General features: G+C 52.0%; 27 protein-coding genes and 1 tRNA gene. 11 read left to right on the forward strand and 17 right to left on the reverse strand.

The genetic code is table 11. From position 1 onward, the window contains the following. Window positions 1-20: 20 nt before the first annotated feature. The 4 genes from B2R29_RS11640 to B2R29_RS11655 form a co-directional block, all read right to left on the reverse strand. On the reverse strand, window positions 21-629 hold the full coding sequence (locus tag B2R29_RS11640; protein ID WP_349678005.1) for a DUF1415 domain-containing protein: 609 nt from the start codon (window positions 627-629) through the stop codon (window positions 21-23). After that, a complete protein-coding gene (locus tag B2R29_RS11645) occupies window positions 617-889 on the reverse strand; it encodes an HU family DNA-binding protein (protein WP_068435111.1) in 273 nt (90 codons plus the stop codon). Before B2R29_RS11645 ends, B2R29_RS11640 begins: the two co-directional genes overlap by 13 nt. Window positions 890-951: 62 nt before the next feature. Then, the gene (locus B2R29_RS11650; protein ID WP_301181225.1) at window positions 952-2,112 is read right to left on the reverse strand and encodes an FAD-dependent oxidoreductase; all 1,161 of its coding nucleotides are present in this window, start codon (window positions 2,110-2,112) and stop codon (window positions 952-954) included. A gap of 86 nt (window positions 2,113-2,198) precedes the next feature. Further along, a complete protein-coding gene (locus B2R29_RS11655) occupies window positions 2,199-2,363 on the reverse strand; it encodes a rubredoxin (protein WP_068441816.1) in 165 nt (54 codons plus the stop codon). 147 nt (window positions 2,364-2,510) lie between these two features. Here B2R29_RS11655 and B2R29_RS11660 point away from each other — a divergent pair, with 147 nt between their 5' ends. From B2R29_RS11660 to phoR (B2R29_RS11675), 4 genes are all read left to right on the forward strand, one after another. Next, window positions 2,511-3,071 (forward strand): chorismate--pyruvate lyase family protein, encoded by a 561-nt coding sequence (locus B2R29_RS11660; protein ID WP_301181226.1) that lies wholly within the window; start codon window positions 2,511-2,513, stop codon window positions 3,069-3,071. 7 nt (window positions 3,072-3,078) lie between these two features. After that, complete coding sequence (gene ubiA / locus B2R29_RS11665) at window positions 3,079-3,966, forward strand: 4-hydroxybenzoate octaprenyltransferase (RefSeq protein WP_301181227.1); 888 nt, start codon at window positions 3,079-3,081, stop codon at window positions 3,964-3,966. Between the two features lie 80 nt (window positions 3,967-4,046). Then, on the forward strand, window positions 4,047-4,745 hold the full coding sequence (phoB, locus tag B2R29_RS11670; RefSeq protein ID WP_301181228.1) for a phosphate regulon transcriptional regulator PhoB: 699 nt from the start codon (window positions 4,047-4,049) through the stop codon (window positions 4,743-4,745). 2 nt (window positions 4,746-4,747) lie between these two features. Continuing rightward, window positions 4,748-6,052: a phosphate regulon sensor histidine kinase PhoR gene (phoR, locus tag B2R29_RS11675; protein ID WP_301181229.1), complete on the forward strand. Its 1,305-nt coding sequence runs from the start codon at window positions 4,748-4,750 to the stop codon at window positions 6,050-6,052. Here the strand turns inward: phoR (B2R29_RS11675) and B2R29_RS11680 are convergent. Beyond that, window positions 6,014-6,910, reverse strand: coding sequence for a response regulator (locus B2R29_RS11680; RefSeq protein ID WP_301181230.1), 897 nt, complete (start codon window positions 6,908-6,910; stop codon window positions 6,014-6,016). The two genes, phoR (B2R29_RS11675) and B2R29_RS11680, sit on opposite strands and share 39 nt — an antisense overlap. Further along, window positions 6,882-7,694, reverse strand: a complete 813-nt coding sequence (cysZ, locus tag B2R29_RS11685) for a sulfate transporter CysZ (protein WP_297531581.1) — start codon at window positions 7,692-7,694, stop codon at window positions 6,882-6,884. Before cysZ ends, B2R29_RS11680 begins: the two co-directional genes overlap by 29 nt. A 73-nt stretch (window positions 7,695-7,767) precedes the next feature. On the opposite strand from cysZ, the gene trmH reads away from it, so the two are divergent. Both trmH and B2R29_RS11695 read left to right on the forward strand, forming a co-directional pair. Continuing rightward, a complete protein-coding gene (gene trmH / locus B2R29_RS11690) occupies window positions 7,768-8,469 on the forward strand; it encodes a tRNA (guanosine(18)-2'-O)-methyltransferase TrmH (RefSeq protein WP_301181231.1) in 702 nt (233 codons plus the stop codon). 834 nt (window positions 8,470-9,303) lie between these two features. Further along, on the forward strand, window positions 9,304-9,780 hold the full coding sequence (locus B2R29_RS11695) for a hypothetical protein (protein ID WP_068441802.1): 477 nt from the start codon (window positions 9,304-9,306) through the stop codon (window positions 9,778-9,780). Window positions 9,781-9,853: 73 nt separating this feature from the next. Here the strand turns inward: B2R29_RS11695 and B2R29_RS11700 are convergent. Further along, window positions 9,854-9,929, reverse strand: a tRNA-Thr gene (locus B2R29_RS11700). Window positions 9,930-10,114: 185 nt separating this feature from the next. Between B2R29_RS11700 and phoB (B2R29_RS11705) the strand changes: the two genes are divergently transcribed. Beyond that, window positions 10,115-10,804, forward strand: coding sequence for a phosphate regulon transcriptional regulator PhoB (gene phoB, locus B2R29_RS11705; protein ID WP_297531576.1), 690 nt, complete (start codon window positions 10,115-10,117; stop codon window positions 10,802-10,804). A 17-nt stretch (window positions 10,805-10,821) separates the two neighbouring features. Further along, complete coding sequence (gene phoR, locus B2R29_RS11710; RefSeq protein WP_301181232.1) at window positions 10,822-12,081, forward strand: phosphate regulon sensor histidine kinase PhoR; 1,260 nt, start codon at window positions 10,822-10,824, stop codon at window positions 12,079-12,081. Window positions 12,082-12,138: 57 nt separating this feature from the next. Here the strand turns inward: phoR (B2R29_RS11710) and B2R29_RS11715 are convergent, their stop codons facing one another. From B2R29_RS11715 to B2R29_RS11740, 6 genes are all read right to left on the reverse strand, one after another. Continuing rightward, a complete protein-coding gene (locus B2R29_RS11715; protein ID WP_301181233.1) occupies window positions 12,139-13,059 on the reverse strand; it encodes a porin in 921 nt (306 codons plus the stop codon). A gap of 271 nt (window positions 13,060-13,330) precedes the next feature. Next, window positions 13,331-14,047 (reverse strand): phosphate signaling complex protein PhoU, encoded by a 717-nt coding sequence (gene phoU / locus B2R29_RS11720; RefSeq protein WP_076514211.1) that lies wholly within the window; start codon window positions 14,045-14,047, stop codon window positions 13,331-13,333. A gap of 11 nt (window positions 14,048-14,058) precedes the next feature. Further along, complete coding sequence (pstB, locus tag B2R29_RS11725; protein WP_301181234.1) at window positions 14,059-14,862, reverse strand: phosphate ABC transporter ATP-binding protein PstB; 804 nt, start codon at window positions 14,860-14,862, stop codon at window positions 14,059-14,061. Window positions 14,863-14,894: 32 nt separating this feature from the next. Then, window positions 14,895-16,175, reverse strand: coding sequence for a phosphate ABC transporter permease PstA (pstA, locus tag B2R29_RS11730; RefSeq protein ID WP_301181235.1), 1,281 nt, complete (start codon window positions 16,173-16,175; stop codon window positions 14,895-14,897). Beyond that, complete coding sequence (gene pstC, locus B2R29_RS11735; RefSeq protein WP_301181236.1) at window positions 16,168-17,541, reverse strand: phosphate ABC transporter permease subunit PstC; 1,374 nt, start codon at window positions 17,539-17,541, stop codon at window positions 16,168-16,170. The genes pstA and pstC overlap by 8 nt, the downstream gene beginning before the upstream one ends. A gap of 86 nt (window positions 17,542-17,627) precedes the next feature. Next, window positions 17,628-18,671, reverse strand: coding sequence for a PstS family phosphate ABC transporter substrate-binding protein (locus tag B2R29_RS11740; protein WP_068434703.1), 1,044 nt, complete (start codon window positions 18,669-18,671; stop codon window positions 17,628-17,630). Between the two features lie 293 nt (window positions 18,672-18,964). Between B2R29_RS11740 and B2R29_RS11745 the strand changes: the two genes are divergently transcribed. From B2R29_RS11745 to B2R29_RS11755, 3 genes are all read left to right on the forward strand, one after another. Continuing rightward, window positions 18,965-19,507: a TRAP transporter small permease subunit gene (locus B2R29_RS11745; protein WP_068434681.1), complete on the forward strand. Its 543-nt coding sequence runs from the start codon at window positions 18,965-18,967 to the stop codon at window positions 19,505-19,507. Beyond that, complete coding sequence (locus B2R29_RS11750) at window positions 19,500-20,876, forward strand: TRAP transporter large permease (protein ID WP_301181237.1); 1,377 nt, start codon at window positions 19,500-19,502, stop codon at window positions 20,874-20,876. Before B2R29_RS11745 ends, B2R29_RS11750 begins: the two co-directional genes overlap by 8 nt. 83 nt (window positions 20,877-20,959) lie before the next feature. Further along, on the forward strand, window positions 20,960-21,355 hold the full coding sequence (locus B2R29_RS11755; RefSeq protein ID WP_068434684.1) for an acyl-CoA thioesterase: 396 nt from the start codon (window positions 20,960-20,962) through the stop codon (window positions 21,353-21,355). 218 nt (window positions 21,356-21,573) lie between these two features. Here B2R29_RS11755 and B2R29_RS11760 read toward each other — a convergent pair whose 3' ends face one another. The 4 genes from B2R29_RS11760 to B2R29_RS11775 all read right to left on the reverse strand — a co-directional run bounded on the left by B2R29_RS11760 (window position 21,574) and on the right by B2R29_RS11775 (window position 22,963). Continuing rightward, window positions 21,574-21,861, reverse strand: coding sequence for a type II toxin-antitoxin system mRNA interferase toxin, RelE/StbE family (locus B2R29_RS11760; protein ID WP_068434686.1), 288 nt, complete (start codon window positions 21,859-21,861; stop codon window positions 21,574-21,576). A 3-nt stretch (window positions 21,862-21,864) separates the two neighbouring features. Then, a complete protein-coding gene (locus B2R29_RS11765) occupies window positions 21,865-22,143 on the reverse strand; it encodes a damage-inducible protein J (protein ID WP_068434688.1) in 279 nt (92 codons plus the stop codon). Window positions 22,144-22,437: 294 nt separating this feature from the next. After that, window positions 22,438-22,734 (reverse strand): type II toxin-antitoxin system RelE/ParE family toxin, encoded by a 297-nt coding sequence (locus tag B2R29_RS11770; protein WP_068434690.1) that lies wholly within the window; start codon window positions 22,732-22,734, stop codon window positions 22,438-22,440. Then, complete coding sequence (locus B2R29_RS11775; protein WP_068434691.1) at window positions 22,715-22,963, reverse strand: CopG family ribbon-helix-helix protein; 249 nt, start codon at window positions 22,961-22,963, stop codon at window positions 22,715-22,717. Before B2R29_RS11775 ends, B2R29_RS11770 begins: the two co-directional genes overlap by 20 nt. Window positions 22,964-23,426: the final 463 nt, after the last annotated feature.

The following is a 23,426-nucleotide window of genomic DNA, read 5'->3' on the forward strand; positions in this document are numbered from 1 at the left end:
TCCTCAGCTGTCAGCGCCCGTTAATTATCGGGCGTACTTGGATCATCGCCATCAGCAAATACCGCGGTACCTGCCAGCGACGGCATAATATTGAGCAGGCCATTATGCCCCAGACGGCGCATATGGTGTCGGTTTCTTTCGGGAATTCTCTCAGGGAATCTGATCTGTGTTAAGGCTTCTTCGATATCCTGCTCACGGATAATATGCAGCATAGGGAACGGAGAGCGATTGGTGAAGTGGCTCATGTCATCTGCGTCTTCCCCCTCAAACACATACTTTGGATGGAAAGTCGCCAGCTGCAATCGTCCTTCATACCCCATCTGCACCAGCAGGTCATCGCAGATCAGAGTCCAGTTCCAGTATTCTTCAAAATCGCGATAAAGATTTGGGACAACAAACAATGCGGTAGGCAAATCAGAGGGCGGGGCTTCAGCGACCCGTTGCAACAGGGTCATAAACTCACCGGTTGCGGTGTAGTCATCAGAGGCTGAAGAGACTTCAATTCGGAGAGTGTCCATGACAGGACTGGCGAAAGGACAAAGCCCTTCACCGACCACCAGCCGGCTGACCCACTCGCGGGTCAGTTCAGCGGCGGCGGTAACATCAGGAACGCCGCTTATTGGACGGATTCCTTCAGCGCTTTACCTGGCTTGAATGCAGGAACCTTAGCGGCTGCAATGGTGATTGGCTCACCAGTCTGCGGGTTTTTACCCTGGCGCTCAGCGCGATCACGTACTTCGAAAGTACCGAAACCGATCAGAGTCACAGATTCGCCTTCGCTCAGAGACTTAGCAATCTGGTCGGTGAAAGCAGTAACAACTTCAGCCGCTTTTTCTTTGCTCAGGTCTGCTTTTTCAGCGATGGCCGCAGCCAGTTCTGGTTTACGCATAGTAATATCCTTGTTTCTGTTGTCAGTATTGATCTGTTCAGGACCAATGATGTTACAGAGAATCAGGGCATGATTGCCGGCAATTCTTTGTTGAGTGCTACTTTATTCGCTACTTTTGCTCCGGTCAAAGCGTATCCGAGCAGATCACCCGCTTCATTGCGGTATTCTGCCTGAACGTCATTGCCTTCCTGCTCGACAATCCAACGACCAGAGGCATCACCACCCGGTGGTGGAGAAACAACCACTGGACACGCTGGCGTCTTAACAGTGACAGGCATAACGCCATAGCTGACTTCTGTCGGCGTGCCGGTCAGTGTCTTTGCCAGCGCACGTGCTGAAGCCATAAGCGGCAATACGTAAAGCAGTACACGCCCTTCGACTTCGGCACAGTCACCCAGAGTGTAAACATCATCAGCACTGGTTTTCAGGTGACGATCAGCAACGATACCGTGGTTAACCTTGATGCCTGCCTCACCCGCAAGCTGAGTGCGAGGGCGCAGACCAATCGCTGAAACCACTACATCGGCACGAATTTCATCACCGTTATCCAGAGTTGCGACAACGCCGTCACCGTCGCGTTCAATACGGCTGACCAGAGGGCCCAGGTGGAATTTAACACCGATGCCTTCCAGGCCTGCCTGTACTGCGTTAGCCGCGGACTCAGGCAGCAGAGTCGGAAACACCTGTTCACAAGGAGCCACGATCTCACACTCATAGCCACCAGCGGTCATATCATTGGCAAACTCACAACCAATCAGACCGGCACCCATGATCAGAACACGCTTTTTACCTTCGGCTGCGGTGCGGAACTTAGCGTAGTCTTCAAGATCATTGATCGAGAACACGAGATCTTCAGCGCCACCTTCGATGCGTGGGCCAACCGCTTCAGCCCCCCAGGCCAGAACCAGCTTGCTGTATTCAACCGTTTCGTCACCCAGGCTAATGGTATGCGCATCGATATCGATCGCTGTCACAACCGTATTCGTACGGATCGTCATGTTCAGCTGTTCAGCCATACCTGCAGCGGTACTCATCGCCAACTCATCTGCGGTTTTATTCTTGCCGTACCCAGTAGACAACATTGGCTTTGAGTAGCTACGGCCGTCATCTCCGGTGATCATCAGCAGTGGCTGATCAGCGGCGAGTTTACGAAGTTCTTTTGCCAGGTTATATCCGGCCAGGCCTGAGCCAATAATTACGATAGGAGCAGATGAATTACTCATAGAAGGGTCCGTTCAGTTATCAGGTAAGGGAGGTCTGCAGGGATGCAGGAGGGCTACCGGGAGCCGGTAGCCGGTAGCCCAGATAATCAGATTTCTACCATCTCGAAATCTTCTTTACCTACGCCACAGTCTGGGCAGATAAAATCGTCAGGCACATCTTCCCAACGGGTACCCGGAGCGATGCCTTCTTCAGGTGCACCTTCCGCTTCATCGTAAATCCAGCCACATACAACACATTGCCACTTCTTCATGCCAATAACCTATGATTCGGTGAGTTTTTAAAGGTCGCTAAAAGTACTTATCCAGCCCGCTAAAATCAACGGTCAATTCCGGGCATTTTTTGACCAGTCGTTCTGTCTGACTTGCCTGACCGCCTGATTTAGCGCATTCTCCGCGCCATGAAGCACTCTTCTGATCTCGCTGTCATCCTGCACCCCGCGCGCCCCGGCTGGTCAACCTGCCTTAATGTTGCGCCGCAGACATTGCCACCGTTCTGGCGTTCCTGGCTACTTGAGCGCGGCTCTCTGACTGCACGACTGTCGTCTTTGCGACCGGGTCAATTCAGCGTCGATTGCCAACACGAGGGGCTCGGGTATCCAACACCCGCAGAGCAGCGAGAGCTTAACCTGGCAGCGAACGAGCGCGTCTGGTTCCGGGAAGTGATTCTGAAACTGGGCGATGTGCCCGTCGTTTATGCCCGCACCGTGGTGCCCGGCTCCGCACTCACCGGTCGACTGGCACGACTCAAGCATCTGGGAAACCGCTCTCTGGGGACGTTTCTGTTCAGCCAACCAGACATACGTCGAACGTTCGTCCGCGTATCACACTGCAAAGCCAATGCGGCCGGGTTAGAATGGGCCCGCAGGTCTGTCTTCACCCTCGGAGGCAAATCTTTGATGGTGACTGAGGCATTCAGCCCATCGCTGAACAAATTTGACCACCCAAACAGAACGAACTGAGGTAACTGTGCTGACCACCCGACTGGATTCTCTGTGGCCACAATGGCGCGCCTGGATTGCCATCACCCGCCTGGATAAGCCCGTTGGCTCCTACCTGTTACTGTGGCCGACGTTCTGGGCCCTATGGACCGCCGCAGAGGGCATCCCTTCGGTAAGCAACCTACTTATATTTACTGCCGGGGTATTTCTGATGCGCTCGGCCGGGTGTGTGATTAACGACTACGCCGACCGCGAAGTAGATGGCCATGTAAAACGCACGAATGAGCGCCCATTAGCGACGGGCGCCTTATCTGCCAAAGCTGCACTGATTGGCTTCGGTATTCTTTGTGCTGTGTCATTTGCGCTGGTGTTACTGACTAACAGCATGACTATCTGGCTATCTTTTGGCGGTGTCGCGCTCGCAGCCATTTACCCCTTTATGAAGCGCCACACGCATTTGCCACAACTCTTTTTGGGTGCGGCTTTTTCCTGGGCGATACCAATGGCTTTCGCCGCTGAGTCGGAATCGCTTCCCGCGTATCTCTGGCTGTTTTACGCGGCAAACCTCTGTTGGACCGTGGCTTACGATACGTTTTATGCCATGGTCGATCGTGATGACGACCTGAAGATAGGCGTAAAGTCGACCGCGATCCTGTTTGGTGAGCTCGATTTACAGATGATCAGCCTGCTGCAGGCGATGAACCTCGCCTTCCTGTTCTTCGCCGGCCAGCAATTCGGTTTCAACTGGATCTACTACCTCGGCCTCGTCATCGGTGCCCTGTTCCTCGGTTGGCAGATCTGGAGCGCTCGCAGCCGCAGCCGCGACGACTGCTTCCGGGTGTTCCGTCAGTCTCACTGGTTTGGCGCCATCGTCTGGCTGGGCATTGCCGGAAACTATCTATGGCCCACTTCCTGAGTTTTCCCGCCCTGGTCACATATCTGTAACATTTCACCTGTGTAATACGCCGGTAATGATAACTAATCTGTGACCGGACTATGACTAACGCTGGAAAACGCGTACTCATCGTTGACGATGAAGCACCCATCCGTGAAATGATCGCTGTTGCGCTTGAAATGGCAGGCTACGAGTGCCTGGAAGCCGAAAATGTTCAGGACGCCCATTCACTCGTTGTCGATCAACGCCCGGATATGATTCTGCTCGACTGGATGCTCCCGGGCACCAGCGGTATTGAGTTTGCCCGACGTCTTAAACGCGAAGAAGCAACAGCCGAACTGCCGATCATCATGCTTACGGCAAAGGGTGAAGAAGAAAATAAAGTTCAAGGCCTCGAGAGCGGTGCTGACGACTACATCACCAAGCCATTCTCGCCACGCGAACTGGTTGCCCGCCTGAAAGCCGTGCTGCGCCGCGCAACGCCACCAGGTGTCGAAGAAACCATTGAAGTGAATGGTTTGATTCTCGACCCTGTGTGCCATCGCGTCATGGCTCACGATAAAGCGGTTGACGTAGGGCCCACCGAATACCGTCTATTGCAGTTTTTCATGACTCACCAGGAGCGCGCTTACTCACGCTCACAGCTGCTTGATCAGGTCTGGGGTGGCAACGTTTACGTTGAAGAGCGCACGGTAGATGTTCATATCCGTCGCCTGCGTAAAGCCCTTGGCCAATCGCACGAGCAGCTGATTCAGACAGTTCGTGGTACCGGTTACCGCTTCTCTACCAAAGCGTCCTGATCATGCCGGGCTGGCATCAGGAGCTAAAGCGGCTCCTGCTTCTGCTGGCCGTTGGCCTTAGCGGGATCTGGTGGAGCCCCTGGCCATTTCTACCTTTGGCGGTCATCAGCCTGGCAATTCTCCTCTGGCACCTGCGCCAGTCCATCCGCATGAAACGCTGGCTGACCAGCTACGAAACTCAGGAAGCCCCAACCAGCAGCGGCATCTGGCAAGACCTGATCAAGCTGAGTTTACGCCCTACCAAACGCAGCCAGCGTTACCGACACAAGCTTCAGGCCTTATTCGACCGCTTGCAGGATTCAACCTCTGCACTTCAGGAAGGCATCGTCATGGTAGACCGCTATGGCAATCTGGAATGGTGGAACCGTTCAGCCGGGAAAATGCTGGGCTTGCGCGACCCGATTGATATCAATCAGCCCATTACGAACCTGATCCGCGCACCAGAATTCACAGCCTACTTTTCAAAAGGCGATTTCGATACACCACTCGAACTCAACTCGCCAGTCGCCAAAGACATGTGTCTGTCACTGAACATCACACCGTTCGGGCGCAACGAGCGTCTGATCGTCGCCCATGACGTCAGCCGGCTGCGCCAGCTGGAGCAAATGCGCAAAGATTTCGTCGGTAACGTCAGTCACGAACTGAGAACACCGTTAACAGTGATTCAGGGCTACCTTGAGACCTTTGAAGATATCATCCCAGAACGCGCCGGACGTATGTTGACTCAGATGCAGGAGCAAGCCTCGCGAATGGACTCTCTGGTCAGGGACCTTCTGGCCCTGTCGCACCTTGAGAATGGAGCACACGACCCAAGAACCGGCGTCGATATCATTACACTGCTTGAACAGATCACCGAAGAAGCCATCGCGGTATCTGCGGGGCAACATTCTATACGCCTGACGATAGACACCGACGAGTGCCTGAATGGTTATGAGCATGAGCTGCGCAGCGCCTTCACAAACCTGATCATTAATGCGGTGAAGTACACGCCTGGCGAAGGCAACATCAGTATCCGTTGGTACCGGGATGGAGACAATCTTTGCCTGAGCGTTCAGGACTCAGGGATCGGCATTGAGGAGCATCACCTGCCACGGCTGACCGAACGTTTCTATCGCGCCGACCCTAGCCGAAGCAAGAACACCGGTGGCACAGGGCTCGGGCTCGCCATAGTGAAGCACGTGCTCCTACGACACGCTGGCAACCTGCAGGTCACCAGCGACTATGGCAAGGGCAGTTGTTTTACGGCCTGCTTTGAGGCACCTGAATCATCAGCGAACTTTGGCGATAAAGCGCGACAGCACGGCTAGTTTGTCTTCGTCGTCATCCACAAACCGGATAAGCATCTGAATTGTCTCGGCTTCTGGGTGCGGCTCCTGAGCCTGCATCATGCGGACATACCCATTGATACGCGCCACATCACCTGAATCCTGATCAACAATATCGGCAACCGCAGGTTCCAACAGTGCAGGCAGAACACCATCGCGGCGAAACACGCCGATCATTTCCTGCAGGTTAATATCTTTCAGTACGAGTTTGGCAGAACTGCCCGAGCCAAAGCGAACACTCGCGACGCCTCGTGCTTTAGCCTTAGGCTTGGTAGCCGGTGCGGCTTCTGGAGAGGATGAGCCGCCCATAAGTACACTGGCACCGCCCATGTCCTGCGAGACAGGCTTAGCGCCCGCTTTACCGCCCGAATTGTCAGCACCAGCAGGCTTACCCATAAGAACATCTGCGGACTGTTGCCCCGGCATGCCTTTGAACGCGGGGCCCTCACCCGGCTTCACGCCCAGATGTTTCGCGACAACCTTAGAGACCTTAGCGACAAAGTTTTCCCGGGTGAAAGGCTTACCAATGTAGTCAGAAACACCAGACTGAACGGCTTTGACGACATGATCACGATCACCACGACTGGTAATCATCATGAAAGGCGTCTTCTTGTAACGTTCGTCAGATCTCATCCACTCGAGAACCTCGATGCCCGACATTTCGGGCATCTCCCAGTCACAAAGCACAAGATTAATTTCGCGCTGATTCATAACGGTCACGGCTTTGCGACCATCAACCGCTTCATTAATCTCACAGCCCGGATAGGTATCCCGGACCGCTTTTTTCACAAGGTCGCGGACGAACGTAGCGTCATCGACGACCAGAACCCTCAGTTTCATCGTGCGTCAGCCTTGGAGTCACATCTTCTGTTAACTCAGCATAGCTGCTTTTGCCAGAATCGCCGCCGAAGGGCATACGCTCCAGACGCATCAGAGTCGCACCAATCACCGCTGCCGGCATAATAAAAAGATTCACAATCGGTACCGTCAGCAGAAGCGCCACCAGCAAGCCAAACCCCATCACCGTCCATAAGTCTTCCGCCAGGCGTTCCCGCACTTCAGTAAACGGCTTTGTATGGTTATCGAATGACAGGTCCATATACTGAATAGCCATCATCCACCCTCCAAACCAGAACCACAGTGGCGGAGCAACAAGTTGCCCAACGCCCGGAATCCAGCCAAGTAAGAAAATGCCGAGATAACGTGGCAGATAATATCTCACCTTAGTGAACTCGCGCCCGAGGGTGCGAAGCGTCATTGCCGGAATAGATTCGTCAGGTATCGAGTGCCCCTGCAAAGTTTCAACCCGTTCCGCCAACAGGCCGTTAAGCGGCCCGGCAATAATCATCAACACCGCACTGAAGAAATACACCAGCGATAACACCAGAAAGATGACGACCAGCGGCATCAGTATCCAATAAAGAAAAGACAGCCAGCCAGGCAACAGATCAACCAGCTCACCAATCCAGGCATCCAGCTGGCTGATCCCCCAGACACTGGCAAAGCCCATAACGATGATGTTGAGTAATAGTGGAAACGCCACGTAACGACGCAGCCCGGGGGTTTTTAAGTTCTGAAAACCACGCCAGACATACTGCATACCAGTAAAAGGATTACCGCTCATGATTCCCTCGTGCATCTGCGAAAAGCCTTTTATACAATCCTCGCCCTTTGTTGACCACCCAGGAGTGCCGGACATGACCCCGGAACGCTACGAACGCATCCGCAAAACCCTGGAGATGCGCCAGCCGGACCTAACCGTCATTACGGACGAAGTATATAAACCTCACAATCTGGCAGCCATTGCCCGTACCTGCGATGCCGTCGGCATTCCTAAGATTCATTGCGTTTGGCCACGCGATCGTTACCGCCTGAAAACAGCGGCAACGGCAGGTTCTTCCGACTGGATTGAAGTGCAGACCCATGCCGATATCGAAACCGGTATCCGTGAGCTTCAGAATAATGGCGTCAAGGTCGTAGCAGCTCACCTGACAGATCGCGCCATTGACTACCGCGATTACGATTTCACTCAACCAACAGCCCTGCTGATGGGTACAGAGAAAGAAGGCGTCAGCGATGCCGCATCTGATATGGCCGACGAACACCTGATTATCCCCATGCGAGGCATGGTTCAGTCGTTTAACGTCTCCGTCGCCGCAGCCATTATTCTCAATGAAGCCCATTATCAACGGCAGGCCGCCGGCATGTATAACGAACAGCGCCTGCCAGACGAATGGTTTGACCGTTTACTGTTCGAATGGTGCCAGCCAAAGATTGCTCTTCTGTGTCGTGAGAATAATCTCAGCTACCCTGACTTGAGAGAAGATGGCGAGCTGGCGGATCCGCAAGGCTTTTCTGATTTATATAATGCGCACAGAGCAGCCAAAAAGAAGCGCTGACACTCTGATTGCGACAGATTTTTACAAAACAAAAAGTGCAACAAAGCGCACTCAAATGTAATATCGTAAAACAGTGTTACGGCAGGGTTCAGCCCAGAAATTACACTGTAGGTTATTCACCCACTCGCTTGTGCGATATATCTCACAAGCAAGTGGGAGATATAGGCATAACACTGTCTTAACCTCCGAAACCCTTCCCTAGATTATTCCCAACTCATTGTTTTAAAAGACTTTTCTTACAATCACTGGCATTTGGCGACACATCATGTCGCAATAGTCACGTAACACGAACTCACAGTTTTGCTATCTTTAATTTCGCAGGACGCAAGGTGCTGATGGAATCAGCAGCAGGATGCAGGATTCGGCAGGATCGCCGGGCAGGAAGCACAGGGACGATATAGGAAGCGACGGAATATTGTGGCCAGGAGGCCAACCAGGACGGTAGAGAGGATCTCGCTCAAGGACGATATACCAGGAAGGTATAGGGTGCTGTGGCGGTGAGGACAGGATGTCCTGGCCGCCCATTTAGCTCCCGGTCATACCACTCGAAACCAACTCCCCCTCATTACTCTCAAAACTCTCTTGCACACAGACATGTTCCGTTAACAACTTGTACGTTTGTTAAACACGAAATCAGTTAAGTAACAGCCCTTTGCTACGCATTAAACCTCCCTCTGGAACACCGGCCAGATAATGACACCGTTATCATTTAAAGCTCGTCAAATTTCCATCAGCGCCATTACAAAAGGCTACTATCGGCATACCCACTGTTGTGGTGCGTAATTGAGGCTGTGTCATTCTGTATCCGTATAGAAAACACACCGGAAGAATAGTATGCCATCACCATCACTTAAGCTGCGCCTCGGGCAGCTTCTTCTGAACCGACGCGCAATTACTCGTAAACAGTTGGATGATGCACTTCAATACCAGAAAGAACACGCAGGGGCGAAGCTCGGCGAAGCCTTGATTGCGCTGGGTGCTATTGATGAGGGCGTGCTTAAACGCGTCCTGCGGCAGCAGCGATGGTTGCGCCCCTGTGCCACCTGTTTTGCCCTCCTGTCTCCCATGTCAGTGACATACGCATATGACCCTGAAGAGCACATGCTCTCTGCTCAGGATGAAGCGGCGACTTACTGGTATCTGCAAGAAGAAGAACAACAGAGTTACAGTGATTCAGAACAGGCGATGAGAGTGCTGTCGACGGCCTATGATCTCTACAAAGGCGAGCCAGAAGCCGGGGAATGGCGTTACAGTCTGAGCGAAACCGATAGCAGTAAGGGTTACCAGGTCGAAGTGAAGGTATTCTTCTGACTTTAGAATGCGTCTGGAAAAACAGACTGGCAGAAAAGAAAAAAGCCCGTACATGTGTACGGGCTTTTTTGTATGGTGCCGGCACCAAGAGTCGAACTCGGGACCTACTGATTACAAGTCAGTTGCTCTACCAACTGAGCTATACCGGCTAAGTGGGCGGGAATATTACTGATCAGCCCGGGGGTCGTCAACCACTTTTCAAAAAGAATTTACTATTTTTCAATAAGTTAACCTCTATCCCTGTGAGATAAGCTAACCAAGACTAAAAACGGTCCAAAATCGTAATAAAAATGTCACAATACATCCCCCTGAAATGAATACACTAGGTGCCGACATGAACGCCGGATTTATCCTCGTTGCCGACGATGAACCAGCCATCTGCGAAATGATCTGTACCGGCCTCGAGCTTGCGGGCTATAAAACCCGAAAAGCAGCCAACGGCCAGATAGCCCTCCAGATGATCATCAATGAACAACCGGATCTTGTAGTACTGGATTGGATGATGCCGATGATGAGCGGCCCGGAGCTGACAGCCCGGCTAAAACGCGAAGAACGCACAAAAGACATCCCTGTCATTCTGCTTACGGCGCGCGCCGAAGAAGATGACAAAATCAAAGGGCTGGAGTGCGGTGCTGACGACTATATTACTAAGCCGTTTTCACCCAGAGAGCTGAATGCGCGTATTAAGGCGGTTCTCCGTCGCAGCCAAACCACATCGTCTGAAGCGCTGACCGTTCTCGATATGACGTGCCACCCAGATGAGCAGCAATGCCGTATCAAGGGTGAACTGGTATCGCTCGGCCCGAAAGAATACAAGCTACTCGAATTCTTTATGCGCCACCCGAACCGGGTGTTTTCCCGCGAACAACTGCTCGACAAGGTTTGGGGCGGCAACGTCTACATCGATGAGCGCACCGTTGACGTCCACATACGGCGTTTACGCAAAGCGATTTCAATTGATAACCACGAACGTCTGATTCAAACCGTCAGAGGAAGTGGGTATCGTTTTTCTCCCGACCAATAAGGTGAGGTGATACAGGTTTGTACCAGGATGCACTGCAGCGAGAGCTGTTTCGGGTAGGTGTTATCGTGCTTGCGGGGTTTGCTGCGGGCTGGTCGGTGGGTTACTCACTTTATGGGTTACTGATCGGACTGGCGACCTCACAAATACTGAGTATCCGTCAGGCCAGTACTATTTTTAAATGGAGTTACCGCCAGGGACCAGCGCCTCAGGATAGCGGCCTCATCGGCTACTCGGCTGACCGCATCATCCGCCGCGAAAAGACGTTGAAAGATCGCCTGCTGAACCAGGCAAAAATGCTGCAACGCTACAATCAGGGCATCGAAGCATTGAAGGATGGTGTGGTTGTACTGGACAGTGCCGGACATATTACTACGTTCAACAGCGCTGCTACGCGCATGCTTTATCTGCGCAAAGATGACAGCGGCCAACACCTTACCCACCTGATCCGTGTACCTCAGTTCGTACGCTATTTCCGCAGTAATGATTTCGGCGAACCTCTGCAGTTTGATCTGCGCAATGTCAGCCTACAGGTACAGATCACAGAGTTCGGTATCGACCAGAAAATTATGCTTGTCAGAGATGTAACTGAACGCAAACGTGTAGAAACCATGCGTCAGGACTTTATTGCCGATGTCTCCCACGAACTGCGCACGCCATTAACCGTGATTAATGGTTATCTTGAGATGCTCTCAGATATGGATACCCCAGCTCCTTTGGCAAAAGCACTGAGCCAGATGGATAGTCAGGCTAACCGTATGACCAACCTGGTTAATGATCTGATTCAGCTATCCAAATTAGAGAGCGCGAGCAGAGAGCGGGATGGGGTAGTTTTTGACCTGACGGGATTATGTCATCAGGTTGCTGGCGAGATGAAAGGTTACTCAGGCGATGCGGAAGTCAGAATTAATACTGATCGCAGTCTGATCATTGATGGCTTTAAAGAGGAGATGCACTCTGCTCTTACTAACCTTGTCACCAACGCGATCAAATACGGCGATGGTAAACAGGTCGATATCTCTATTACCTCAAGTGATCGCGGTATCGAAGTCGCCGTCAAAGACCAGGGGCCGGGTATTCCACCGGAGCACCTGTCACGAATTACCGAACGCTTCTATCGAGTTGATGAGTCTAGAGAATCGACGGTAGGCGGGTCGGGCCTAGGCCTCGCGATCGTTAAACATGCCCTTGAGCATCACGATGCCGAACTCAGAATTGAATCCACGCTTGGCCAGGGCAGCACCTTTTCTTTCCTGATCCCGGTTTTCCGGGTCAAGTAAACAGAAATAAAAAAGCCCGGCTTCGCCGGGCTCTTTCTGATGCTGATATTGCAAGGATCAGAATTTGTATTCTGCGCCCACTGCGAATACCTGGCCACCACCATTTTCATCGGTATCTACGTCTGACGCGTAAGCAAATACTTTAGCGTTATTCGCCAGCTTGTAATCAGCACCCAGAGTAATCTGAGTTGCGCCTTCAGCACGGATATCGGACGAAGCATACTGTGCTTTCAGTTTTACTTTTGATGCGGCTTTCACGGCTGCAGAAACCATCATGCCGTCATTGCTCTCGCCGTTATCATCTTCGGTTTCCCACAGAGCACCAAGCTGGATACCACCGTCCAGGTTGAGTTGACCGACGAGGCGGGTAGTCTCTACACCGGTACCTTCCAGGCCGTTGTCATACGCCAACGCAACGTACAGAACGTCCTGAGTGAAGGCCGCAGAGAATGACTGAGCATTCGGAGTATCTTCTTCTTCACCGTTGATGTGATCCAGTGTCAGCACCAGGCCACTCAGGTTAGGAGACTGATAACGAACGATATCTGACGGACGATTTTCACTGCCAGTCACATAGTTTTTAATATCTGCTCTCAGATCATTGAACTGATCCACTTTTTTCTGTGAGGCCTTCAGAGCAGAATCGAAAATACCTGCCTGAACTTTACCGAATGAACCCTTAGCACCGATAAAGGTATTGCGCTCAGAAAAGGTCTCACCCGCATCACCGTCCGTATCCATCTGGAATTCTGCCTGATAGAAAGCTGTGATTTCATCGTTAATTGCGAAATCACCCTTCAGGCCAAGGCGTGAAGCATTAGAGTTAAGCTCGCTGAAGTTCCCGGCTTCATCCTGCTGAATGAATTCCTGAGACACGTTGAATTTGCCGTAAAAAGTAGGAACCGGGATTTCAACAGTCTCGGCGTTAACAAATGCGGTTGCTGATGCCATCGCAAGGAAAAGTGCTGTTTTTTTCATGCTTCTCATCCAGAGTTAGTTATGTGCAAGATGATCTTGCTTAATTGTTACTGCAACGCACTGTGTTACAGGATGATGTCTACTCTATGGCACTTTTATTACAGCAATATGACAATAACGTCATATATATGAAATCAAAATGTCACATTCAGAGAGGAGCCATGCTGGAGCAAACAAGTTATGTCGGCAGTCAGTATAGGCCAGTTTCAGAAAAGCAAAGGGAAAGTTCGCGCCTCCGGAGAGGTGGAGGCGCAAAAGGCAGGGGATCAGATCAATCTTCTTTCTGAGCGGTTTCTTCCATCTCTGTGAGAGAGCTGTGACGCACGTCAGTACCACTCACAAGGTAGATAACCTGTTCAGAGATGTTGCGCGCGTGGTCACCGATACGTTCGATCGCACGCAGAATCCAGAGGATATTGATGGCCTGACCAATAGAGCGAGGGTCTTCCATCATGTATGTGATCAACTCACGCAGTGCAGACGCGTACTGCTTATCCACCAGCTTATCGGTACGTACTACATCGATCGCGCCTTCAACGTCGTGACGGGCAAAAGCATCCAGAGCGCCAGAAATCATTTTCACAACCTCTTCACCCATGTAGCGAATTGCCTGCTGACAGAACTGAGGATTTTTAGAGTCTTTCACTTCCAGCGTGTGAATCGCGATTTTGCTCGCCTCATCACCAATACGTTCAAGGTCACGGACAACGCGGGAGACCGCCAGAACCATACGCAGATCTGATGCTGCTGGCTGGCGGCGCACCAGAATCTGGGTGCACTCGTTATCAATGGCGACTTCTGCTTTATCAACGTCATCTTCACGGCGGATAACATCATCGGCTAATTGAGTATCACCTGAACAGATCGCCTGAACCGCATGGTTTACCTGGCGCTCGACCAGTCCGCCCATGCTCATCATGTGGTTACGGATCGCTTCCAGATCGGCATTAAACTGACCAGAAATATGCTGGTTAAAATTCATTTCCATCGTACTGCTCCTTAGCCAAAGCGGCCGGTGATATAGGCTTCAGTCAACTGATGCTCAGGCGTTGTAAATACCTTATCTGTTGCATTCACTTCGATCAACTGGCCCAGGTGGAAGTACGCAGTGCGCTGTGACACACGGGCAGCCTGCTGCATCGAGTGAGTAACGATCGCGATCGTATAGTTCTCACGCAGCTCGTCGATCAGTTCTTCAATTTTAGCAGTTGCAATCGGGTCCAGTGCAGAACACGGCTCATCCATCAGAATCACTTCAGGATCAACCGCAATGGTACGCGCAATGCAAAGACGCTGCTGCTGACCGCCAGAAAGACCGGTGCCCGGTGCATGCAGACGATCTTTCACTTCATTCCAGAGGCCCGCACGCTGCAGACTTTTTTCAACGATTTCGTCCAGTTCAACACGTGACGATGCGAGACCATGAATACGCGGGCCATAAGCGATGTTGTCGTAAATCGACTTAGGGAAAGGGTTAGGCTTCTGGAAAACCATGCCTACCGTCGCGCGAAGTGGCACCACATCGACGCGTGGATCGTAGATGTTATCGCCATCCAGCAGGATTTCACCCGTGACATTACAGATGTCGATGGTGTCATTCATGCGGTTGAGGCAGCGCAGAAAGGTTGATTTACCACAACCTGAAGGGCCGATTAAGGCGATCACTTCATTCTGGCGAATATCCAGACTGACGTTGTAAATGGCCTGCTTCTCACCGTAAAACACACAGACGTCGCGAGCGCGAAGTTTCGCACCTTCGCTGAGAGGAGAGCCGACCGTTTCGTGATTTTCAATAATACTCATAACGTTATCCGATAATTTCTGTTTCAGGCCTGTTACCAGCGACGCTCAAGACGACGACGAAGCATAACGGCGGCAGTGTTCATAATGATCAGGAAGCCCAGCAGAACCATAATGGCGCCCGATGTACGTTCTGTGAAAGCGCGCTCAGGACTGTCTGACCACAGGAAAATCTGCACTGGCAATACGGTGGATGGGTCATTGATGAAGCCAGGAACATCCACGACAAAGGCAATCATACCGATCATCAGCAGAGGCGCCGTTTCACCCAGTGCTTGCGCCATACCGATGATGGTACCGGTCAGCATGCCCGGCATGGCCAGGGGCAGTACGTGATGAAATACCGTCTGCATCTTAGATGCCCCCAGCCCAAGCGCCGCTTCGCGAATAGACGGTGGAACCGCTTTAATCGCAGCACGCCCCGAGATAATGATGGTCGGCAAGGTCATCAGCGTCAGTACCAGACCACCCACCAAAGGCGTCGAGCGGGACACACCAAATATATTGATAAAAATAGCCAGACCGAGCAGACCAAAGGTAATCGATGGGACTGCGGCAAGGTTATTAATGTTGATTTCAACAATCTCAGTCAGACGATTCTTGGGTGCAAACTCTTCGAGGTAAATTGCAGCAGCAACACCAATTGGGAACGACAACAAGAAGGTCACCAGCAGCGTAAGCAATGTCCCGGTAATTGCGCCACGAATACCTGCAAGCTCAGGCTCACGGGAATCTCCGTTCACGAAGAAGGTGGTATTAAACTGAGTTTTAAGCGCATCACTGTCGATCCAGCCGGTAATCCACTCGAGCTGTTTTTCGCTCAAGCGCACACTGCCGCTGTCATTACCGTATTCATGCTTGAACCATTGGTCGACATCGTCATCGACGAGCAGGTCCACCGTCACGGTTTTACCGATAATAGAAGGGTCTTCAAGAACCTGGCTCTGAATCTGCCAGCCTGCACCTGAAGAGATGAGACTGAACAGACTACGTGCTTCTGAACGCCCCTTGGGCTGAACGTCATTCTTGAAATGACGCTTGATCAGACCATCGTAGTTCGCACTCATGATGTCACTTTCGGAGGAATCCGGCGTGATATCGAGGTAGTCACCATCAATCTCAATGGTGGTCGTCAGCACAGTCTGTGAAAAGGCAGACGTACCTTTTGAAAAAATATCGCCGAACAGAACCACCAGGCAAAGCAGGCCAAATAATACAGAGGCCATGCCATACAGGCGGAAGCGAGTTTCAGCCGCACGACGGCGACGCATACTGGCTTCGACTTTCTGACGCGTTGTCATGGTTGAATCAGTCATATTGTTCCCGGTACTTCTGTACGATCTTGATAGCTACAAAGTTCAGCACCAGCGTCACGATAAAGAGCACAAGGCCCAGCGCGAAGGCGGCGAGTGTTTTCGGCGAGTCGAACTCCTGGTCACCGACCAGCAGAGTCACGATCTGCACAGTGACGGTCGTAACACTGTCGAGAGGGTTCGCGGTCAGGTTTGCAGCAAGGCCCGCGGCCATAGCAACAATCATGGTTTCGCCGATAGCACGCGAAACGGCGAGCATGACTGCGCCAACAATACCCGGCAGAGCCGCAGGAATAACCACCTGACGTACCGTCTCGCTTCGGGTTGCGCCCAGACCATAACTGCCGTCACGCAGTGACTGCGGCACAGCGTTAATCACATCGTCAGACAGAGATGAAACGAAAGGAATAATCATAATGCCCATGACCAGGCCCGCCGCCAGTGCACTCTCAGACGAGACATCCAACCCAACCGACTCACCGACACCACGAATAAATGGCGCGACGGTCAGGGCGGCAAAAAAGCCGTATACAACGGTCGGGATACCCGCCAGAACTTCGAGGGCTGGTTTCGCCAGCTGACGTACGCGAGACGTTGCGTATTCAGACAAATAAATCGCCGCCATCAGGCCGACCGGAACCGCAATAAACATGGCGATGGCAGAGATCAGCAGCGTACCTGCAAACAGCGGTACTGCCCCGAAGCTACCAGACGAACCTGACTGATCCGCACGTAATGCCACCTGGGGTGACCACGTCGTGCCAAACAGGAACTCAATGGGTGAAACTTTCTGGAAAAAGAGCACCGCTTCAAACAGAACACTGACGAGAATACCCAGCGTAGTCAGTACAGCAATGGCCGAGCTGGCGAACAGCATCACACGAACGATGCGTTCAACTTCACCACGGGCGCGAAGATCTGGTTGAATACGTCGCCAGGTCACGGCAACGCCAAGAAGAATCAATGACAGAATAACGCCGCCCTTAAGAATCGCAGCGCGCTGTTCAAGGTCGACCAGATGCGCGGCAACAGAGCCGAGTTCACTCTGCCCCATCATCGATGGGTCGCTGGCGATATTGTGAACCTTTGAGAGCGCCAGACGGACTTCTGCTTCACTGGCCGTACGGATGGCTTCAGGAAGTTGCATCGTCAGCAGCGCATCAACGATGCGAGGTTCCAGCATGACCCACATTATCAAAATGAGGAGCGGCGGCAGAGTAGTCCAGAGCGCAGTCAGTGCGCCGTAATGGGTTGGAAGTGAGTGCATACTCTCTCCCTGGCCAGCAAGAGACCGGGCGCGATTACGTCCGAGAAAGTATGCTGCCCCCAGCGCGATCAACAACGCGATTAGCAAGGTACTGTAGTTCATGGGTTACTTCTGTCAGTAAGTGTTTTGAATGCACAAAAACCGGGAGTGCATTCGCACGCCCGGCTTTCAACAGACAACTGTCTGTCTTATTTAGCGGAGATTGTCTTCAGATTCTCGACAGTATCAACCACTTTTTTATATTCCTCTTCAGTCATGGGGATCATGCCCTTGTCTGCGAGGTAACCGTATTCGCCCATCGCTTTGTCAGATACGAACTCAGCCAGGTACTCTTCAATGCCAGGAATCACGCCAACGTGTGCTTTCTTAACATAGAAGTACAGTGAACGGCTTACTGGGTAAGAACCGTCAGAGATTGCGTCGAACTCTGGCGCCTGACCTTCAACGATAGAACCGTGTACTTTGTCAGCGTTCTGCTCCAGGAAGCTGTAACCGAAGATGCCAAGCGCGTCTGGGTTTGCTACCAGTTTCTGAACGATCAGGTTGTCGTTCTCACCTGCTTCTACGTACGCACCGTCCTCACGGATACCGTGACACAGAGCTTTGTACTTGCTCTTATCTGTTTTCTTCATCTCTTTGATGAACGGGAATTTCTTACAACCGCCTTCCATAGCGAGCTCAACGAACGCGTCGCGGGTACCAGACGTTGGTGGCGGGCCAAGCACTTCAATTTTCTTCGCTGGAAGTGTTGGGTTAACGTCTTTCCAGGTCTTGTATGGGTTGTCGATCAGAGTTTCAGAACCGTCTTGCGCTGGAACGACTTTCGCCAGAGCCAGGAAGATGTCTTTACGAGTCAGTTCGTACTGTGGTGCTTCGTTGCTGCCGGCCAGTACAATACCGTCGTAACCGACCATCACTTCAACGATGTCTTTAACGCCGTTTTCTGCACACAGATCGATTTCAGACTGCTTAATCGCACGAGAAGCGTTAGTGATATCAGGCGTGTTCGCGCCAACGCCCTGACAGAACAGCTTCATACCACCGCCTGAACCGGTAGACTCAACTTTTGGTGTAGGGAAGCTTGAGGACTTACCGAAGCGCTCAGCAACAACAGTAGAGAACGGGTAAACAGTAGAAGAGCCTACGATGCTGATGTAATCACGCTCAGCGTAAGCGTTTGAGCCAGTCATGGTTGCCAGCAGAGCGGCACCAGTCAGAAGTACTTTTTTCATGAGAGTGTCCTTCATGTTGTGTGGCATGTTGTATGCCTGAGTCACTTGATTTCGGATGCTGGCCATTATCAGGATGGTATATTACAGAAATGTGACAAAGCGGCAATTTGTTACACCCACATGACAGTTATATTACACCCGACCTCGACACTGCTGCGCCCAGCCCCCACAGAGTTCTCGCTACTGAGTTCTCGCTACTGAGGGGCCGCCGACCCTGATATACTCCCGCCCCGTCTACTATCCGGGTTCCATTACCCTGCTCCACAGCGATATCACAAGGGATGTCATAAGGGATGTCACAGTTAATACGCCTGATTGATCGTTTTACATCGGCCACCGGCCGGGTAACCCGCTGGTTGTCACTCTTTATGGTGCTGGCTACCTGTTCTGTTGTTGTTCTGCGCTACCTGTTTGATATGCCATCCATTGCCCTGCAGGAAGGCGTGATGTACCTGCACGCATCTTTGTTCATGCTGGGCGCCGCCTACACCTGGCAACAAGGCGGACATGTACGCGTTGACGTATTTTACCGGGGCTGGACAGAAGAGCGCCGTCGATGGGTTGAACGACTTGGCATTCTTCTTCTGGTATTGCCGACCAGTCTGTTTCTACTTTGGGCGAGTTGGGAATACGTCGGCAATGCCTGGGCGATCCGCGAACGCTCTCAGGAGGCCGCAGGCCTGCCTTTTATATATCTTCTGAAAACCTTAATTGTGGTCTTACCTGTCACCCTGATTCTGCAAGCCATCGCTGAACTACTGCGCACTTTTACTGGGCTGAACACTGATTCCGACATAAATACCAACGACAGCAGCGAGGCAAATCACCATGGCTGAGTTTATGCCTCTTGTGCTGTTTGCCGTTGTCTGTCTGGTCCTTATGTGTGGTTTCCCGGTGGCCTTCACGCTGGCAGGGACTTCACTGCTCTTCGCGGGTATTGGTTTATTAACCGGCACCTTTGACCCGGCCTTTCTTAATGCCATGCCGAACCGCATGTTCGGTATTCTGTCTAACCAGATACTCGTCGCTGTGCCCCTATTCGTTTTTATGGGGGTAATGCTGGAGAAGTCGAAGATCGCGGAGCAGTTGCTCCGCAATTTAGGCCTGTTATTTGGCCCGGTACGGGGTGGTCTGGGTTTCTCCGTGATCATTGTCGGCATGCTGCTGGCGGCCAGCACAGGTATCGTCGGCGCAACCGTGGTCACCATGGGGCTGATCTCATTACCCGCGATGCTGCGCAATGGTTATAGCCCATCACTGGCGAGCGGCACTATATGTGCCACAGGGACACTCGGTCAGATCATTCCACCATCGACTGCGCTCATTATTCTCGGCGATGTGTTATCCAGTGCCTATCAGCAGGCGCAGCTCAAGATGGGCATATTTTCGCCAGAAACTGTCTCCGTTGCCGACCTGTTTGTGGGTGCTCTTATCCCCGGATTAATACTGGTACTCGGCTATTTTATTTACACCAGCATTGTGGCCATATTTAAGCCCGAAGCTGCTCCAGCGGTTCAGGACCGCGAGCCCCTGGCGCCAGCCTTTATATTCGAATTACTCAAAGGCCTTCTGCCTCCACTGCTGCTGATTGTCGCTGTTCTCGGCTCCATTTTGACCGGTAAAGCGACGCCAACAGAAGCTGCAGGGATCGGTGCTTTTGGCTCACTCGTTCTGGCCATCGCATACGGTCAGTTCAGCCTGCAGCGCCTGCGCGAAGTCATGGATGCAACCCTGCAGGTCACCAGCATGATCTTCCTGATCTTTATTGGCGCAGCTCTGTTCTCGCTGGTGTTCCGTGGCTTTGGCGGCGAAGAGCTGGTCCATGAAGTATTTAATGATCTGCCCGGCGGTGTTTTCTCTGCCATGTTGCTGGTGATGCTGGTGATCTTTCTGCTGGGCTTTATTCTCGACTTTATCGAAATTACCTTCGTAGTCGTGCCGATTGTCGCCCCGGTATTACTCGTCATGGGCATTGACCCGGTATGGCTTGGCATTATGATCGCCATCAACCTGCAGACGTCATTCCTCACGCCACCGTTTGGTTTCGCGCTCTTCTATTTACGCGGCGTCGCGCCGCCCGAGCTGCCCACCCGGACGCTCTACAAAGGCGTTATTCCGTTTATTGTTATTCAGGTGGCTGTTCTGGGATTACTGGCCGTGTTCCCTGAACTGGCAACATGGTTACCCGATCAGATATACGGTTAGACGAAAGAGGCCCCGCACCCTATACATTGGCACGCCATGCGGTACAATTTGCAACCAACAGAATAATAAAAGCCGGTGTCCTCATGGAAAAGACCGAAGACAACCAACCGTCACCTGAAGGCAGCCTCACCTTAAAGCTGCTGCCAACCCGTGCCGACTGCAATATCCACGGCGATATCAGCGGTGGCTGGGTCGTTGCTCAGATGGACCATGCTGCAGAGTCAGACGCCAGCCGAATTGCCCAGGGACGCATCGCCAACGTCGCGATGGAATCCGTTGTGTTTATGTCGCCTATCCGCCTTGGTGCCGAAGTGTGCATCTACACCCGCTTATTAGAGATTGGCACATCATCCATCCGTATCGCAGTTGAAGCCTGGACCCGCAACCCGACAGAAACCGCCGAGCGCAAAGTGGTCGATGCAGTGTTTGTGTATGTCGCGATTGATGGGACGGGACGAATCAGAAAAGTGCCCAGATAAGAGTACCGCGGTAAGAGTGCCACTGTTGGAGCAAGTCAGCCTTAAATTATCTGTGGGAGCGAATCAGCCGGAGGCTATTCGCGATCTACTGGCGTTAATCGCCAATCTCTTTGTAAGAGGGAATCTTATTCCCGACAAGCTTTCGGTGAGAAGCTCACCTCCTACATAGACTCTCAAATGCTGATTAAGCACTTGCGTTTGCAGCACTGCATTACGAATCAATTGTGGTCGGGGAATTTTTGCTTCTGATGTAGGACACGAAGAACGTGGATGGTGTTCTCTTTTAGGAAATACAAAACAATCATTGATACCTCTGGGATGATCAATAATCTACCCGGTAACCCTTCCTTTTCTACCCCCATCAATGGTTGCTGAATCAGATTTTCAACCTTCGACTCAATGATCGCATCCGCCTTATCTGCAGCTAATGGATTAAACGCATAGAGATATTCAAAAATGCGCTCGCGATCGTCCAGTGAGGTTTTTTCCCAAACGATGGCAATCATCCCTTAGCCTGTATTCCGGATTTTACTTTTCCGGGCTTCCATATCCATACGTGCATCTTCATGGCTGACAAACTCACTCTGGCCACTTTCTAACTTACTGAAGGCAGCATTAACCTGCTCTGTCAGCCACTGGTCGTGAGTCATCACCTTGCGTTGCTGCTCCGCCAGCTCTTCAGTGAGCTCTCTGCAAGCATCACTCAGCGTGCGCCCCTGACTCTCAGCCATTAACTGGGCCAAGCGTTTGGTTTCTTCATCCACTCGGAACTGTATACGGGTGTCCACTCTGAGCCTCACTTTTATATGCACAACCAAAACTGTACACACAAACGTTAGCACGACATCATAAGCCATAGCAAGATAAGCGCGGTCAGCCGACTAACCAAGGCTCGCATTGCCAATATCGCGATGGAATTAGTTGTTTTTATGTCGCCTATTCGGATCGCCGTCGAAGCCTGGACCCACAACCCGACAGAATCGGCGGAGCGCAAAGTGGTCGATGCAGTATTTGTCTATGTGGCAATTGATGGGGCGGGAAGAATAAGAAAGGTGCCCAGGTAAGAGTGCATACACTCTTACTTACCTACCTCCGGGCCACTGCTGTGCTTCGTGCAGAACACGCAAGATTTCGACAAAAAGCATTTCTCTGTTTTCGCGATAAACAACAATGTAGGGCTGACCATCAATCACCAGCTCCCGTGTATTTTTAACGCGCCCTGGTCGGCCGGCCCGAGGGTGGACGACGAGTACTTGCTCGGTGATATTCAGAATGTTGATCACCATATCTATGGCGACAACAGGACTATTATCTTCAGTAATATAAGCTTCTATCGCTTCTAAGTCATTAGCAGCAAGATCAGTCCATTTGAGCTGCACGCTTAGCCTCCCATTTGGCCTTCACGTCTGCGTGGTCGAGCAAACGACCCTCATCGGCAGCAGCGAGGCCTTTCTCAACTTCCAGCGAGAACCATTCTTCACGAGCGACATATTGTTTTATGGCTTCCGCCATCAACCATGCACGAGGTCGATCCATAGCCTGTGCCATCTCACCGACACGGCGCAGGGTTTCGTCATCCAAACGTACTGAAGTCGCTTTCAGGGCCACAGGGTTCTCCTAGGTTCTCAAGGGTTCTCTTCCAGACAATGGTAGAATAGGCAAGGCGAGTTGTACACAAGACAATCAAAAGGTAGCCACATCACCAGCCCAAACCTGGTTCGGCCCCAGTGGATTGAACTGCTGGTTTAGAAGGTTAACCGCTCCCCGGTCTCTGTCTTTACGTTTGGTTGTCACCTTATGAGCCAGCGTTTATACCCGTCTGCTCGAAATCGGCACATCGTCCATCCGTATCGCGGTTGAAGCCTGGACCCGCAACCCGACAGAAACCGCCGAGCGCAAAGTGGTCGATGCGGTATTTGTGTATGTGGCGATTGATGGAACGGGACGAATCAGAGAAGTACCCAGATAAGAGTACCGCGGTAAGAGTGCCCCTGTTGGAGCGAATCAGCTAATAAGTCTCCGTGGAAGCAAATCAGCTAATAAGTATCTGTGGGAAATGAGATGGACCCGT

It is taken from the genome of Thalassolituus sp. UBA3500 (assembly GCF_002377545.1).
Lineage (GTDB): Bacteria > Pseudomonadota > Gammaproteobacteria > Pseudomonadales > Oceanobacteraceae > Thalassolituus.